Source organism: Geodermatophilus sp. SYSU D00525 (assembly GCF_054050475.1).
The window spans coordinates 20,660-35,908 of record NZ_JBJGZK010000014.1; the positions used below are offsets into that span (position 1 = coordinate 20,660).

The following is a 15,249-nucleotide window of genomic DNA, read 5'->3' on the forward strand; positions in this document are numbered from 1 at the left end:
TCAGCAGGTCCAGCGGTACTCCTGGCCGTCGCGCAGCTGCACGGACGACGGCGGGCCGGGCGCGGGTGCCCGGGCGGGCAGCGCCGGCACCCGCGGGCGGCCGCGGGTCACCGTCCCGTCGCCGGCCGTCCAGTGCAGGTACGGGTGCGGCAACAGCCGCAGGCGCCCGTGGTCCCGGCCGGCCACGGCCGCCCGCACCGCGGCGACGGCGTCCTCCCCGGCCACGGTGGTGACCGCAGGCTCACCCGCCCGTTGACACGTGCAGGTAGACACCTGCACGATCGGGGACGTGCAGCCCGGAGGCGAGGACGCCGTCTTCAAGGCGCTGGCCGACCGCACCCGGCGACTCCTGCTGGATCGCCTGCGGGAGCGCGACGGGCAGTCGCTCGGCGAGCTGTGCGCCGGCACCGGCATGGCCCGCCAGTCGGCCACGCAGCACCTCGACGTCCTCGTCGCCGCGGGGCTGGTCACCGCCGTCCGGCGCGGCCGCGAGCGGCTGCACTTCCTGAACCCGGTCCCGATCGCCGAGATCGAGCGGCGGTGGATCGCGGCGTTCGACCGGCCGCGCCTGCAGGCGCTGTCCGCCATCCGCACCGCAGCAGAGGAGCACGCCATGAGCGAGCGGGTCCCGACCTACGTCTACGTCACGTACGTCCGCGCCTCGGCCGCGCAGGTCTGGCACGCCCTGACCGACGCCGACCTCACGGCCCGCTACTGGGGCCACGCGAACGTCTCGGACTGGCGGCCCGGCTCGCGCTGGGAGCACCGGCGCACCGACGGCTCGGGGATCGCCGACGCCGGCGGGAAGGTGCTCGAGACCGACCCGCCGCGGCGCCTGGTGGTCACCTTCGGGGAGGCCGACGGCGAGGAGCCCCCGGGCGGGGACTCGGTGGTGACGTTCCTCGTCGAGGAGCACGGCGGCATCGTCCGGCTGACCGTGCGGCACGAGAACCTGGCCGGCGAGACCGAGCTGGGCCAGGTGTCGCAGGGCTGGCCGGCCGTGTGCGCCAACCTCAAGTCGCTGCTGGAGACCGGCGAGGTGCTGCCCGAGGCGCCGTGGGAGATGGCGCCGACGCCCGCCTGACCGCCGTCCGGGTCCCGGAACGGCGGACGCCGCCGGGGCGGGTGCCCCGACGGCGTCGGCGGTGGTGCGGTCTGGGTGGAGCTGAGGGGATTTGAACCCCTGACCCCCTCGATGCGAACGAGGTGCGCTACCGGACTGCGCTACAGCCCCTGACTGCGGGCCCAAGACTACCGCCCGCGATCCCGGGCGCCACCAGCGGGGTGGCACCCGGGGTCGAACGGCCTCCCTGCAGGATCCCGCCGCTGGCCCCGTCCCGGGTCCCACCCTGAGCCTGCGAAGGGTGGGGAGGACGGGGTCCTTCCACGGTGGGGGGCAGGGAGGCCCTTCGTCTAGCCGTTGACCACGCGCGGCTGGTACAGGTCGATGTCGGCGAAACCGATGTCGTCGTCGTCCAGGCCGACGACGGCGCTGTCCTGCCAGCCGGCCGGCACCGGGCGGGCGGCCACCACGCGGGCCGGGCGCAGCGGGTGCACCGGCGCCAGCGGCAGGCTCGGGTGCGGCAGGCCGACGGTCGGGTGCACCGGCTCGTCGTCCGCCACCACCGGCTCGGCGACCAGCGGCTCGGCCACGCGGGGCGCCGGCCGCGGCGCGGGCCGGGCGGCCGGGCGCGCGGTCGAGCGGGCGGCGGCGCGGGCGGCCCGGCGGGCGGCGGCCCGCTCCCGGCGCACGGCGGCGCGCAGCACCACCAGGTAGCCGACCAGCGCGACGTCGAGCAGCCCCTGGGCCACCCACAGCCACGGGGTGAGGGTCAGCGCGCCGGCCAGCGCCAGCAGCGTCAGCGCCAGCAGCCCGGCCAGCGTGCGCCGCCGGACGGCGTGCACGTCGATCCGCAGCTCGCCGGTCTGGCGCAGCAGGTCGCGGTCCACCGACACCCGCTCGGTCTCCGCCGCGCGGACCGGGTCGCCCACGCGCCGGCGCTGCAGCGTCCGGCCCCGGGTGACCTCCGCGCGGGTCGACGAGGAGTCGCCGCGGGTCACCACCATCGGCACCAGCACGACGAACCACAGCACGACCAGCGCGGCGAGAAGCACGCCTGACCCCATCGAGAACACCACCCGTCACACGAGTCACTTGCCGCGGCAGGTTATGCACGCGAATCCCCAGGTCGAGGGATGTTCCTGGGCGTGTCGCGCGACGAGTCGTGAGACGGATGTGGTTTGCCAAGCGGCGTGTCGACACGTAGTCGACTGCTCACGAAGCGTGAACGTGATAGAGACGTGTCAGCGGGGCGCGCGGGTGGCCCAGAGCCCGAGCACGCCTTGCGGGACGTCCTCGGCCAGCAGGGCGTAGGCGATGTGGTCGCGCCAGTCGCCGTCGATGTCGAGGTACCGGCGCAGCAGCCCCTCGCGGCGGAACCCGAGCCGCTCGACCAGCCGCTGGCTCGGCCCGTTCTCCGGGCGGATGTCGGCCTGCAGCCGGTGCAGCCCGCCGGGGCCGAACGCGTGGTCGCACACCAGCGCCACCGCGAGCGAGGCCATCCCCCGCCCGGCCACCTCCCGGTCGATCCAGTAGCCCAGCGACCCCGACCGCAGCGCGCCGCGGACGACGTTGTCCACGGTGACCTGCCCGGCCAGCCGCCCGTCCACCCGGACGGCGAAGGGCAGCGCGGTCCCGGCCCGGGCGCGGCGGGCGACCGAGCGGCGCATCGCGCGGTAGGCCGCCGGCGTGTGCCGCACCGACCAGGCCACCCCGGCCGAGGGCTCCCACGGCCGCAGCCAGGACTCGTTGGCCAGTCGCAGCCGGCTCCACTCGCCGGCGTCGCCGCGGCGGAGCGGGTGGAGTTCGACCGGGCCGTGCGCCAGGTGGGCGGGCCAGCCCGGGTGCTGCGCCGGGTCCAGCTCAGCCCCCCAGCAGCAGGGGCATGACCGTCACGAGCCCGCCCTCGGCGACCTCGGTGACGTCCTCGTCCACGACGATCAGGCAGTTGGCCCGCGCCATGCGGGCGAGCATCGCCTCGTCGCCGTCGCCGAGCGGCTCGACGACGTAGCCGCCGTCGGGGTGGCGCATGACCTGGCCGTGCAGGTACTGCCGGTAGCCCAGCGGCGAGACCAGCCGCTCGGCCGAGATCGCCTGCACGGTGCGGCGGAACAGCTGCCGCTTGCCCAGCATCGAGCGGATCGCCGGGCGCACGAACACCTCGAAGGACACCAGCGCGGCGACCGGCTCGCCGGGTACGCAGATGACCGGGACCTCGTCCCGGCCCAGCCGGCCGAAGCCCTGCACCGGCCCCGGGTGCATCGTCACCTGACGGAAGCGCATGGGGCCCAGCTCCGCGAGGACCTCCTGCACCATGTCGCCCTCCTCGGCGAAGGTGCCGGCGACGAGCACCAGGTCGCTGCGCAGCAGCTGGCTCTCCAGCACCTCGGTCAGCCGGCGCCGGTCGGTGGGCAGGATCCCCCAGCGGTAGGCGGCCGCGCCGGCGTCGCGGGCGGCGGCGGCCAGGGCGTAGGTGTTGACGTCGACCACCTGGCCGGGCGCGGGCCGGGCGGTGATGTCGACCAGCTCGCTGCCGGCCGACAGGACGGCGACCCGCGGCCGGGGCCGGACCTGCACCCGGTCGCGCCCGACGGCGGCGAGCAGGCTGATCTGCGCCGGGCCGATCGGGGTGCCGGTGCGGACGGCGACGGTGCCGGGCGAGACGTCGTCGCCGGCCCGCCGGACGTAGCTGCCGGCCTCCGGCGCGCCGTGCACCTGCACCCGGACCAGCCCGCGGTCGGTCCACACCGCCGGGACGACGACGTCGGCGCCGGTGGGCAGCATCGCGCCGGCGGTCACCTTCTGCGCGAGCCCGGGCGCGAGCGCGGTCGGGCCGGCCGCGCCGGCGACGGTCTCCCCCACCACGGCCAGCTCCACCGGCTCGTCCGGGGTGGCCGCGGCGACGTCCTCGGCCCGGACGGCGTAGCCGTCGAGCGCGGCCTGGTCGAAAGCGGGCAGCGCGCGGGCGCTGACCACCTCCTCGGCGCACAGCAGGCCCTGGGCGTCGAGGACGGCGAGCTCGATCGGCTCCGGCTGCGGCACCGCGGCGAGGATCTCGTCCAGGTGCGTCTCGACGGTGCGCAGCGCCGGCGTCTCGGGCCCGGCGGCCGCCGCCGGGGGCGGCGGCGCCGGGGCGCGGTCGATCGCGGCGGTGGCGTGCACCGGCAGCCGCGGCGACGTCGGGGGGTCGAGGGTGGCCCCGCTGTGGAGGTCCAGCGCCGTGGTGTCCCGCGCCCCGGGCGTGCCGTTCTCGCTCATCGCTGCGATCGTCCCCCCTGCGGGGAGCGGGTCAGGCCTGCGACGCGCCCTCGGCGGGCAGGTCGGCGACGAACTCGGTCAGCCACGAGCGCAGCGCGGGGCCCAGGTCCTCGCGCTCGGCGGCCAGCCGGATGACCGCCTTGAGGTAGTCGAGCTTGTCGCCGGTGTCGTAGCGGCGGCCGTCGAAGACCACGCCGTGCAGCGGCTCGCCGCGCTCGACCAGCGTGGCCAGCGCGTCGGTCAGCTGGATCTCCCCGCCGCGGCCGGGCGCGGTCTCGCGCAGCACCCCGAAGACCTCGGGCGCGAGCACGTACCGGCCGATGATCGCCAGGCTGCTCGGCGCCTCGTCGACCGGCGGCTTCTCCACCAGGCCGGTCACCGTCACCACGCCGTCGGACGAGCCGGGCTCGACCGCGACCGCGCCGTACTTGTCGATGTTCTCCCGGCCGACGTCGAGCAGGGCGATCACCGAGCCGCCGTACTCGGCCTGGACGGCGAGCATCTGCTCGAGCAGGTGGTCGCGGGCGTCGATCAGGTCGTCGCCGAGCAGGACGGCGAACGGCTCGTCGCCGACGAAGGCCGCCGCCTGGAGCACCGCGTGGCCCAGGCCCCGGGCCTCGCCCTGCCGGACGAAGTGCACCTGGGCGACCTCGGTGGACTCGTGGACGGCGGCCAGCCGGCCGGCGTCGCCCTTCTTCTCCAGCGCGGTCTCGAGCTCGGGCGTGCGGTCGAAGAAGTCCTCGATCGCGGCCTTGTTCCGGCCGGTGACCATGAGCACCTCACCGAGGCCGGCCCGGGCGGCCTCCTCGACGATGTACTGCAGCGCCGGCCGGTCGACGACCGGCAGCAGCTCCTTGGGCACGGCCTTGGTGGCGGGGAGGAACCTGGTCCCCATCCCCGCGACGGGGATGACGGCCTTGCGCGCCGGACGCGGCGTCGGGGTCGACATGGGGTGGGAGCCTATCCAGCCCGTCGTCCGCGCTCCCGGCCCCTTGGGGTGACCGCGCACTAGCCTCCCGGCGTGACCCCCGCGCAGGACGGCGAAGCGGCCAAGGCCGCGCTGCGCGAGGCGGTCCTCGCCCGCCGCCGGGCCCGCCCCCCGGCCGAGCGCGCCGCCGCGGCCGCCGCCGTCGCCGCGGCGCTCCTGCAGCGCCTGGCCGGGGTCCGGCTGCTGGCCGCCTTCGTGCCCGACGAGACCGAGCCCGGGCACGGGCGGCTGCCCGCGGTGCTCACCCAGCTCGGGACCCGGGTGCTCCTGCCGGTGGTCCCGGACAGCGGCGCCGAGCTGCGCTGGGCCGTCGACACGGGCCGGCTGGCGCCCGGCCGGTTCGGGCTGCTCGAACCGGTGGGCCCGCGGCTGGGGCCGACGGCGCTGGGGACGGCGGAGGTGGTCGTCGTCCCGGCCCTGGCGGTGGACCGCACCGGCGTGCGGCTGGGCCGGGGCGGGGGCTACTACGACCGCGCGCTGGACCACGTCCGCCCCGGCGCGGTGGTCGCGGCGCTGGTCTTCGACGACGACCTGGTCGACCGGCTGCCGGCGTTCGAGCACGACCGCCCGGTGACCGCCGTCGTCACCCCCTCCGGCGGCTGGCAGGAGATACCGGCCAGTAGGTGACACGGTGGGTCGACCCGTCAGCGCCGACGTCGAGGAGCCACCCGTGTCCCCGGAGATCGTCACGATCCTGGCGCTGGTCGCCATCTTCGCGATCGCCACCTTCCTGCCCATCAACATGGGGGCGCTGGCGTTCACCGCGGCCTTCCTGGTGGGCACGCTGTCGGTCGGCCTGACCACCGACGACATCCTCGCCGGCTTCCCGGCCGAGCTGGTCGTCACGCTGATCGGCGTCACGTACCTGTTCGCGATCGCGCAGAACAACGGCACGGTCGACCTGCTGGTGCGGGGGGCGGTGCGGCTGGTCGGCGGCTACGTGGCGGCGATCCCGTGGATCATGTTCGCGGTCACCGCGCTGCTCACCGCGATCGGCGCGCTGTCCCCCGCCGCGGTGGCGATCGTCGCGCCGATCGCGCTGGGCTTCGCCGCGCGCTACGACATCAACCCGCTGCTCATGGGGATGATGGTCGTCCACGGCGCGCAGGGCGGCGGGTTCTCGCCGATCAGCGTCTACGGCGTCACCGTCAACGAGATCGTCGACGCCGAGGGGCTGCCCGGAAGCCCGGGCGCGGTCTTCCTGGGCAGCCTGTTCTTCAACCTCGCCATCGGCGTGGTGCTGTTCCTCGTGCTCGGCGGGCGCCGGCTGCTCGGCCGGCGCGTGGCGGCCACGGTCCCCGCGCACGCCGAGCGCGCCGAGGAGCCGGTGGTCAGCGGGCACGGCGCTCCGCCCGGTCCCGCCGTCGGTCCCGACACCACCGGCGGTGGCGACGGTCCGGACGACGACGCGACCGCGCCGCAGCTGATCACCCTCGACCAGGTGCTCACGCTGGTCGGGCTGGCCGCCGTCGCGGTGCTGGCGCTGGTGTTCGACCTCGACATCGGCTTCGTGTCGATCACCGTGGCCACCGTGCTCGTGCTGTTCGCCGCCGCCCGGCACAAGAACGCGGTCAGCCAGATCAGCTGGTCGACGGTGCTGCTGATCGCCGGGGTGCTCAGCTACGTCTTCGTGCTGCAGGAGGCGGGCACGATCGACTACGTCGGCGAGGCGGTCATCGGCCTGGGCGCACCGCTGCTCGTCGCGCTGCTGCTCTGCTACATCGGAGGGGTGGTGTCGGCGTTCGCGTCGTCGACGGCCATCATCGGCGTCGCCATCGCACTGGCGGTGCCGTTCCTGCAGTCGGGGGACATCGGCGCCGTCGGGGTCGTGGTGGCGCTGTCCGTGTCGTCGACGATCGTCGACGTCAGCCCGTTCTCGACCAACGGCGCGCTGGTCCTGGCCAACGCGCAGGGGGTGGACCGGGACCGCTTCTACAAGCAGATGCTGGCCTACGCCGGGATCGTCGTGGCCGCCGGGCCGTTCCTCGCCTGGCTGGTCTTCGTGGTCCCCGGCTGGCTGTAGACCCCGACGGGAGAGGGCTCGTGACCGGACCACTGGACGGCGTGCTCGTCGTCGACCTGACCCGCGCGCTGGCCGGGCCGCACGCCGCGATGATGCTCGGCGACCTCGGCGCCCGGGTGATCAAGGTGGAGAACCCCGGCGGCGGGGACGACACCCGCGGGTGGGGGCCGCCGTTCGTCCAGCCCGAGCAGGGCGACCGGGAGTCGACGTACTTCCTGTCGGCCAACCGCAACAAGGAGTCGGTGACCCTCGACCTCAAGGACGAGGGCGACAAGGAGCTGCTGCGCGAGCTGGTCCGCCGGGCCGACGTGCTGATGGAGAACTTCCGCCCCGGCACGCTCGAGCGCCTCGGCTTCGGCACCGCCGTGCTCGCCGAGCTCAACCCGCGGCTGGTCACCCTGTCGATCTCCGGCTTCGGCCACGACGGCCCCGAGGGCGGCCGCGCCGGCTACGACCAGATCGCGCAGGGCGAGGCCGGGCTGATGTCGCTGACCGGCCCGGGCCCGGACGACCCGCAGCGCGTCGGCGTCCCGATCGGCGACCTGCTGGCCGGCATGTACGGCGCCTACGGCGTGCTCGCCGCGCTGCACGAGCGGGAGCGGACCGGCCGCGGCCAGGTGGTGCGCACCTCGCTGCTGGCCGCCGTCGTCGGCGTGCACGCCTTCCAGGGGACGGCGTGGACGGTGGGCGGGCAGGTCGGCCGCGCGCAGGGCAACCACCACCCCTCGATCGCCCCCTACGGCCTGTTCCACTGCAAGGGCGGCAGCGTGCAGCTGTCCTGCGGGTCGGAGTCGCTGTGGCGGCGGCTGTGCGCCGAGTTCGGCCTGGACCCGGAGGCGCCGGGCCTGGCCACCAACGGCGAGCGGGTGGGCAACCGGCAGCAGGTCGTCGAGCTGCTCGAGCGGACCTTCGCCGACATCGACGCCGAGACGCTGCTCGCCCGGCTGGCCGCGGCGGGCGTCCCGGCGGGCAAGGTGCGCACGATCGACGAGGTCTACGGCTGGGAGCAGACCCTCTCGCAGGGCCTGCTGGTCGACGTCGAGCACGCCACCCTCGGCCGGCTGTCGCTGCCCGGCCCGCCGCTGCGGTTCTTCGCCGCCGGTCCCGACGGCGAGACCGAGACCACCCGCCGTGACCACGCCGCGCCCCCGGTGCTCGGCGGGTCGGACGAGACGGTCCGCGCCTGGCTCTCCGCGTGACCCGTCGGCTCGACGCCCGCAGCCTGCGCGACCTGGTCCTCGACCCCGGCTCGTGGACGAGCTGGGACGCCCCGATCGGCCCGCGCGACGTCGACCCGCGGTACGCCGCCGAGCTGCGCGCCGCGGCCGAGCGCAGCCGCCAGGACGAGGCCGTGGTCACCGGCGAGGGCCGGCTGCGCGGCCGGCGGGTGGCCGTCGTCGCCGGGGAGTTCGGCTTCCTCGCGGGCTCCATCGGGGTGGCCACGGCCGAGCGGCTGGTCGCCGGCATCGAGCGGGCCACCGAGGAGGGCCTGCCGCTGCTGGCCGCCCCGGTGTCCGGCGGCACCCGGATGCAGGAGGGCACGGTCGCGTTCCTGCAGATGGTCGGCATCACCGCGGCGATCGCCCGGCACAAGGCCGCGGGCCTGCCCTACCTGGTCTACCTGCGCGACCCCACGTTCGGCGGGGTGCTCGCCTCGTGGGGGTCGCTGGGGCACGTGACGATCGCCGAGCCCGGCGCGGCGGTCGGCTTCCTCGGTCCCCGGGTCTACGAGGCGCTCTACGGCGAGCCGTTCCCGCCCGGCGTGCAGACCTCCGACCACCTCGCCCGGCGCGGGCTCATCGACGCCGTCGTGCCGCACGAGGACGTCGCCGACCTCGCCGACCGGGCGCTGTCGGTGCTGTCGGCGCGGCGCACCTGGCACGCCGACGTCCGCGACGCCGAGCGCCCGGTGCCCGAGGACGGCACCGAGGACGACGACCCGGAGGACGGCCGCAGCGCGTGGGACGTCGTCACCGCGTCCCGGCGCCCCGACCGGCCGGGCGTGCGGCGGCTGCTGCGGACCGCGGCCACCGACGTCGTCGGGCTGTCGGGCACCGGCGCCGGCGAGAAGGACCCCGGCCTGCTGCTGGCGCTGGCCCGCTTCGGTGGCGCGCCGTGCGTCGTCCTCGGGCAGGACCGGCGCGGGCAGTCGCTGTCGGCGCCCCTGGGCCCGGCGGCGCTGCGCGAGGCCCGGCGCGGGATGCGGCTGGCCGCGGAGCTGCACCTGCCGCTGGTGACGCTCATCGACACCCCGGGCGCGGCGCTGTCGGTGGAGGCCGAGGAGGGCGGGCTGGCCGCCGAGATCGCCCGCTGCCTCGAGGACCTGGTGACGCTCCGGGCGCCGACGCTCGCGGTGCTGCTCGGCCAGGGCACCGGCGGCGGCGCGCTGGCCCTGGTGCCCGCCGACCGGGTGCTCGCTGCGGCCAACGGCTGGCTGGGTCCGCTGCCGCCGGAGGGCGCGGCGGCGATCGTGCACCGCACCGTCGACCGGGCCCCGGAGATGGCCGCCGCACAGGGCGTGCGGGCGACCGACCTGTGGCGGGCCGGGATCGTCGACCGGGTGGTGCCCGAGCGCCCCGACGCCGCCGACGAGCCGGTCGAGTTCTGCCGCCGGCTGGGCCGGGTGCTCGGCGAGGAGCTGGCCGGGCTGCTCGGCCGCGACGACGCCGAGCGGCACCGCAGCCGGCTGCACCGCTACCGGCGGCTCGGCCGCTGACGGCTCACCGGGCGACGCCGGGGGCGTAGGTGCCGAAGCTCCACTCCTGGCCGCCGGGGTCGACCAGCCGCGCCCGCCGGGTGCCCCACTCGGTGTCCTCCGGGGCGATGACCGGCGTCGCGCCGGCGGCGACGCCGCGGGTGAAGCGGTCGTCGACGTCGGCGGGGTCGTCGAGCACCAGGTACAGCCCGGACCCGGTGGACCGGCCGAGCAGCGGCGGGCGGACGTAGCCGGCGTCGTCGCTGGCGACCATCAGGACGACGTCGTCGCAGCGGACCTCGGCGTGCGCCACCGTGCCGTCGGCGGCGTCGGACCGCCGGACGACGGTGAAGCCGAGCGCCGCCATCCAGGCCAGGGCGGCCGGTGCGTCGCGGTAGCTGAGGTAGGCGGCCAGGCGCGCTCCCATGGCGGGGACGCTAGGCCGCGGTGACCTCCCGGACCAGCCCCCGGCGGCGGCCACCGCCCGGCGTCCGCGCCTCAGCCGGCGGCGTCCCCGCCGTGCGGCACCCGGCGGGAGCGGTCGGGGTCCAGGTGCTCGACGACGGTCTCGAGCACCTCGCGCAGCACCTCGGTCTGCCCGGGGGTGAGCGGGTCGAACAGCGCGCCGCGGACGGCGTCGACGTGCCCGGGCGCGACGCTGCGGACGAGGTCCCAGCCGGCGTCGGTGAGCACGGCGACGTTGCCGCGGCCGTCCTCGGGCGAGCGCTCGCGGCGGACCCAGCCGCGGTCCTCCAGCCGCGCCACGGTGTGCGAGAGCCGGCTCTGCGACTGGTTGGCCCGCCGGGCGAGGTCGCTCATCCGCCGGCTGCGGCCGGGCGCCTCGGACAGCATCGCGAGCACGACGTAGGCGGCGTGCGAGAGGCCGGCGTCGCGCTGGAGCTGCGCGTCGAGCTCGCGCGGGAGCAGCTCGGCGAGGGTGAGCCAGGCGCGCCAGGCCCGCTGCTGGGTGTCGTCGAGCCAGCGCGCGGTCACGGCGGCGACGGTACCGGCGCGTCGTCACCCGGATGAGCCGCCCACCACCGGATCCGGTGGTACGCACTGTGAGCGGTCGACCACCGCGTGACGCCTGCCTGGGGGACGGGTGTCACCCGCCCGGACTGTGAGCCGATGCACCGTTGACGGAGAGTCACCGGCCACCGAGGGTTGCTGCGGTCGGCGGACCGGCCGGTTCCTGAACAGCACCACCCGAACGGAGACCCCGTGCCCCACGGCGAGCAGCCCGCACCGACCCCCGCGACCGGGCGGCGCGACGCCTTCGCCCCCCTGCTGGGCAACCCCCTCGCCGCGCTGCTGCGCGAGCACGACCGCGCCGGGGTGGGCACCCACGGCGTCCCGACGGCGGGCGCGCCCGAGCCGGTCACCGTCTACGACGACGGCGTCCCGCGGGTGAACCTGGGCAGCAACAACTACCTCGGCCTGGCCGGTGACCCGCGGGTCGTCGAGGCCGCCGTGGCCGCGGTCCGCCGGTTCGGCACGAGCACCTCGGGCAGCCGCGTCCTCAACGGCACCACCCGGCTGCACCTGCAGCTGGAGGAGGAGCTCGCCGACCACTACGGCGTCGAGGCGGCCGTGCTGACCTCCTCCGGGGTCAACGCCAACGTCGCGCTGCTGTCCACCGCCTGCGGCCCCGACGACGCCCTGCTGGTCGACGCGCACGCGCACGCCAGCGTGCACGCCGGGGCGGCGGCCAGCCGCGGCACCGTGATCCGGTTCCGGCACAACGACCTCGGGTCGCTGACCCGGCGGCTGGACCGGCTGGACCCGCACGCCGGCGCGGTCGTCGTCGTCGACGGCGTCTACTCGATGACCGGCGAGACCGCGCCGCTGGCCGGGCTCGCCGAGCTGTGCGCCGCGTACGGCGCGCGCCTGGTGGTCGACGAGGCGCACGGCCTCGGCGTCCTCGGCGAGCTCGGCCGCGGCGCGGCCGAGCACTGCGGCGTCCTGGACCGGGTCGACGCGGTGACGCTGGCCTTCAGCAAGTCGCTGGCCAGCGTGGGCGGGGCGGTGCTGACGTCGAAGGCGGTGGCCGACGGCATCCGGGCCAGCGCGATGCCCTACGTGTTCAGCGCCGCCAACGAGCCGGCCGGCGTCGGCGCGGCGCTGGCCGCGCTGCGCATCCTGCGCGAGGAGCCCGGGCGCCGGGACCGGCTGCAGGAGAACGGCGCCCGGCTGCGCGTCGAGCTCTCCGTCGCCGGCGCCCCGCCCCTGCCCGGCAGCGGCGCCGTCATCGCCGTCCCGACCGGCAGCGAGGAGGCGACCGCCGCTGCGTGGCGGGCCGCCTACGAGGCCGGGGTGTACTGCAACGCCGTCGCCCACCCCGCCGTCCCGCGCGGCAAGGGGGTGCTGCGGCTGTCGGTGATGGCCACGCACACCGCCGAGCAGCTGCAGGCCGCCGCGGGCTCGGTGGCCGCCGCCGTCCGGGCCACCCGGGACGCCGGGACCGCGGGTCAGGAGCTCGGCGGGGCGCTCGCCGTCGCCTGACCCGCGGCCGCCACCCGGCCGAGGCGCTCGAGGTCGGCCCGGAGGCCGGCGGTGCGGTCGCGGTGCGCGGGCAGCAGCAGCGCCGCGACCCGCTCCGTCGCCGCCGGCATGCCGGTGAGGTCGTGGCGCTGCCCGATCCGGGTGCCGGTGCCGGCCGGTGCCAGGGTGACCCGCCAGTGCGTCCGGTCCCGGTAGGGCCCCGTGGGCACGGTCCGCCAGGCCGGCACCCGCCCCGGGTCCACCTCGGTGACCTCGCAGACCCGCGCCCGGCGCGACCGGCCCGACCGGTTCCAGCCGCGGAAGCGCGCACCCGGGGCCACCGCCGAGGAGCCGGGCAGCCAGGCCGCCCGGACGCACTCGCCGCTCCACTCCCCCACCCGGGTCGGGTCGGCGAGCACCGCCCACACCGCCCCCGGCGGTGCCCCGACCTCGACCGACACCGACGGCGGGATGCGCAGGCTCACCCGCGGGATGCTGCACCCGCCGGCGTCCGCGGGCCAGGGCCGGGACGATCACCCCTACCGCTCCGGCCCGGCGCCTGCCAGGGTCGACGGTGAGGCCGCCTCCGTCGAACAGGCGCGCGGGGCCCTCCAGTGGTCGGAGGCCGGGATGACGCGCCTGTCCGTGCCCTGGCGGCTCGTCCTCGCCGTCGCCGCGGGGTACACCGCCGGGTCGCTCACCTCGTTCCTGCTGTTCGAGGCGTCGAGCACCGGTGCCGTGCTGTTCCTGCCGGCCGGGGTGACCCTCTCGGCGCTGGTGCTCAGCGACCGGCGCCGGTGGCCCTGGGTCCTCGCCACGGCCGCGCTGGTCGAGGTGGTGATCGACCGGTCCATGGGCATCGGCCCGGTCGCCGCCTGGGGCTTCGCCCTGGCCAACACCGCCGAGCCCCTCGTCGGCGCCCTCCTGCTGCGCCGGTTCGCCCCCGCCCCCGACCTGGGCCGCCGCCGCGACCTGACGGCGTTCCTGCTCTGCGCCGTGCTGGCCGGCCCGCTCGTCGGCGGCCTGCTCGGCTCGGTCACCATCCACTGGTCGCAGGGGCCCGCGGTGCTCGACGGCCTCGTCCCGTTCTGGGCCGGCGACGGGCTCGGCGTGCTGACCGTCGGCGGGGCCGTGCTGACCTGGCGGCTGGGCCGGGGCCGGCCGGCCGCAGCCCGGCGGGTGGCGGTGCTGCTCCTGACCGCCGCGGTGACGGCGGCCGTCTTCTGGCCGGTCGGCGTCCCGGTGGCCTGGCTGACCATCCCCTGGCTCACCTGGCTGGCCGTCCGGTACGGCGTCGCCGTCGTCACCGAGGCCGGCCTGGTGGTCGCGGTCACCGCCAACGTCATGACCGTCGTCGGGCGCGGGCCGTGGGCCCCGTTCCACGACACCCCGCGGGTGGAGGCCGCCGCCCTGCAGGCGTTCATCGCCGTGGCGGTCCTGGGCGCCTGGCTGCTGGCCGTGGAGATCGCCGAGCGGGACCGGGCCCGGTCGGCGTCCCGCCGGGAGACCGCCGCCCGCCGCCGGGTCGAGGCGCTGCAGCAGGTGACCGCGGGGCTGGCGACCGCGGCGACCACCGACGCGATCGCCGCGGTGCTGGTCCGCTCCGGCATCGCCCTGCTCGCCGGCTCGGGCGCCGTCGGGGTGGTCGACCGGGAGGGCGGCCGGCTGCGCGTGTGGACCACGGACGGGGACGGGGAGACCGCGCTGCCGCTCGGCGACCCGTCCCCGCTGGCCACCGCGGTCCGGCGCGGCGCCACCGTCCGCACCGGGGACCCGGCCGGGCTGGCGGTGCCCGCCCGGGTCGCCGGCACGACGTTCGGGGCCCTCGGCTTCCGCTTCGCCGACGGCGACGCGGCCGACGACGAGGCCGACGACGAGGCCGACGACGACGTCGAGGCGATGGCGCGCACGCTGGCCGAGCTCATGGGTCCCGCGCTGCACCGGGCCCGGCTGTACGAGGAGGAGCGGGAAGCCGCCCACCAGCTCCAGCGGGCCTTCCTGCCCGCCGTCCCCGACCGGCTGCCCGGCGTGGAGCTCGCCGGCTGCTACCGCCCGGCCGACCAGCAGCACGACATCGGCGGCGACTGGTACGACGCCTTCCCGCTGCCCCTCGGCCGGGTGGGGTTCGCCGTCGGCGACGTCGTCGGCCACGACCTGCGGGCCGCCGCGGCGATGGGCCGGCTGCACTCGGCGCTGAGCGTCCTGGCCGCCGCGCCGCACGACGGCCCCGCCGCGGTGCTCGAGGCGCTGGACCGGGCGTCGTCGTCCGTCCCGGGCGCGGCGCTGACCACCATCGGCTACGGCGAGTACGACCCGGCCACCTGCCGGCTGCGCTACGCCTGCGCGGGCCACCCGCCCCCGCTGCTGGTCACCGGCTCCGACGTCCGGTACCTCACCGGCGGGCGGTCGCGGCCGCTGTCGGTCGCCGCCGGGCCCCGCGCGGAGGACGAGGTCGAGGTCCCGCCCGGCTCGACGCTGCTCTGGTACTCCGACGGTCTCGTCGAGCGGCGCGACGCCGACGTGGACGCCGGCCTCGCCCGCCTGGCGTCGGTCGCCGCCCGGCTCGACGGCGCCCACCCCCGGTCCTGGTGCGACACGGTGATGACCGAGCTCACCGGCGGCCAGCGGTTGCACGACGACGTCGTGCTGCTCTGCCTGCGGCTGCAGCCGGTCGCGCCCGTGGTGGCGCCGAGGACGCCCCGCCCGTCCGAGGTGGTGCAGCCGCAGCCGGCGCCGTAGCGTCG

The 15,249-nt window shown here is 76.9% G+C and carries 15 protein-coding genes and 1 tRNA gene; 7 read left to right on the forward strand and 9 right to left on the reverse strand.

Going from position 1 to position 15,249, the window contains the following annotated elements; genetic code table 11:
• Positions 1-225, reverse strand: coding sequence for a hypothetical protein (locus ACI796_RS13555; RefSeq protein WP_456941755.1), 225 nt, complete (start codon positions 223-225; stop codon positions 1-3).
• A gap of 64 nt (positions 226-289) precedes the next feature.
• Between ACI796_RS13555 and ACI796_RS13560 the strand changes: the two genes are divergently transcribed.
• Complete coding sequence (locus ACI796_RS13560; RefSeq protein ID WP_456941756.1) at positions 290-1,084, forward strand: ArsR/SmtB family transcription factor; 795 nt, start codon at positions 290-292, stop codon at positions 1,082-1,084.
• Between the two features lie 76 nt (positions 1,085-1,160).
• Here the strand turns inward: ACI796_RS13560 and ACI796_RS13565 are convergent.
• The 5 genes from ACI796_RS13565 to galU form a co-directional block, all read right to left on the reverse strand.
• Positions 1,161-1,234 (reverse strand) — tRNA-Ala (locus ACI796_RS13565).
• 179 nt (positions 1,235-1,413) lie between these two features.
• Complete coding sequence (gene sepX, locus ACI796_RS13570; RefSeq protein WP_456941757.1) at positions 1,414-2,115, reverse strand: divisome protein SepX/GlpR; 702 nt, start codon at positions 2,113-2,115, stop codon at positions 1,414-1,416.
• A 189-nt stretch (positions 2,116-2,304) separates the two neighbouring features.
• A complete protein-coding gene (locus ACI796_RS13575) occupies positions 2,305-2,922 on the reverse strand; it encodes a GNAT family N-acetyltransferase (protein WP_456941842.1) in 618 nt (205 codons plus the stop codon).
• Between the two features lies 1 nt (position 2,923).
• Positions 2,924-4,318, reverse strand: coding sequence for a molybdotransferase-like divisome protein Glp (gene glp / locus ACI796_RS13580; RefSeq protein ID WP_456941758.1), 1,395 nt, complete (start codon positions 4,316-4,318; stop codon positions 2,924-2,926).
• Positions 4,319-4,349: 31 nt separating this feature from the next.
• Positions 4,350-5,267, reverse strand: a complete 918-nt coding sequence (galU, locus tag ACI796_RS13585) for a UTP--glucose-1-phosphate uridylyltransferase GalU (protein ID WP_456941759.1) — start codon at positions 5,265-5,267, stop codon at positions 4,350-4,352.
• Positions 5,268-5,339: 72 nt separating this feature from the next.
• Between galU and ACI796_RS13590 the strand changes: the two genes are divergently transcribed.
• Genes ACI796_RS13590 through ACI796_RS13605 form a run of 4 tightly spaced genes read left to right on the forward strand, consistent with a single transcriptional unit; the run spans position 5,340 to position 10,045 of the window.
• Positions 5,340-5,933: a 5-formyltetrahydrofolate cyclo-ligase gene (locus tag ACI796_RS13590; protein ID WP_456941760.1), complete on the forward strand. Its 594-nt coding sequence runs from the start codon at positions 5,340-5,342 to the stop codon at positions 5,931-5,933.
• Positions 5,934-5,937: 4 nt separating this feature from the next.
• Positions 5,938-7,329 carry an SLC13 family permease gene (locus ACI796_RS13595; RefSeq protein ID WP_456941761.1) on the forward strand — a complete coding sequence of 464 codons (1,392 nt, stop codon included), beginning with the start codon at positions 5,938-5,940 and terminating at the stop codon, positions 7,327-7,329.
• Positions 7,330-7,349: 20 nt separating this feature from the next.
• On the forward strand, positions 7,350-8,528 hold the full coding sequence (locus ACI796_RS13600) for a CaiB/BaiF CoA transferase family protein (protein WP_456941762.1): 1,179 nt from the start codon (positions 7,350-7,352) through the stop codon (positions 8,526-8,528).
• Positions 8,525-10,045, forward strand: a complete 1,521-nt coding sequence (locus ACI796_RS13605) for a carboxyl transferase domain-containing protein (RefSeq protein ID WP_456941763.1) — start codon at positions 8,525-8,527, stop codon at positions 10,043-10,045. The genes ACI796_RS13600 and ACI796_RS13605 overlap by 4 nt, the downstream gene beginning before the upstream one ends.
• A 4-nt stretch (positions 10,046-10,049) precedes the next feature.
• Here the strand turns inward: ACI796_RS13605 and ACI796_RS13610 are convergent, their stop codons facing one another.
• Together ACI796_RS13610 and ACI796_RS13615 are read right to left on the reverse strand one after the other, a co-directional pair.
• Entirely contained in the window at positions 10,050-10,451 is a 402-nt protein-coding gene (locus ACI796_RS13610; protein WP_456941764.1) for a VOC family protein, read from the reverse strand.
• 71 nt (positions 10,452-10,522) lie between these two features.
• Positions 10,523-11,017, reverse strand: a complete 495-nt coding sequence (locus ACI796_RS13615; protein ID WP_456941765.1) for a MarR family winged helix-turn-helix transcriptional regulator — start codon at positions 11,015-11,017, stop codon at positions 10,523-10,525.
• Between the two features lie 228 nt (positions 11,018-11,245).
• Here ACI796_RS13615 and ACI796_RS13620 point away from each other — a divergent pair, with 228 nt between their 5' ends.
• Positions 11,246-12,526, forward strand: coding sequence for an aminotransferase class I/II-fold pyridoxal phosphate-dependent enzyme (locus tag ACI796_RS13620; RefSeq protein WP_456941766.1), 1,281 nt, complete (start codon positions 11,246-11,248; stop codon positions 12,524-12,526).
• Here ACI796_RS13620 and ACI796_RS13625 read toward each other — a convergent pair.
• A complete protein-coding gene (locus tag ACI796_RS13625; protein WP_456941767.1) occupies positions 12,493-12,990 on the reverse strand; it encodes an SRPBCC family protein in 498 nt (165 codons plus the stop codon). The genes ACI796_RS13620 and ACI796_RS13625 overlap by 34 nt on opposite strands.
• Before the next feature lie 145 nt (positions 12,991-13,135).
• Here ACI796_RS13625 and ACI796_RS13630 point away from each other — a divergent pair, with 145 nt between their 5' ends.
• The gene (locus ACI796_RS13630) at positions 13,136-15,244 is read left to right on the forward strand and encodes a SpoIIE family protein phosphatase (RefSeq protein ID WP_456941768.1); all 2,109 of its coding nucleotides are present in this window, start codon (positions 13,136-13,138) and stop codon (positions 15,242-15,244) included.
• Positions 15,245-15,249: the final 5 nt, after the last annotated feature.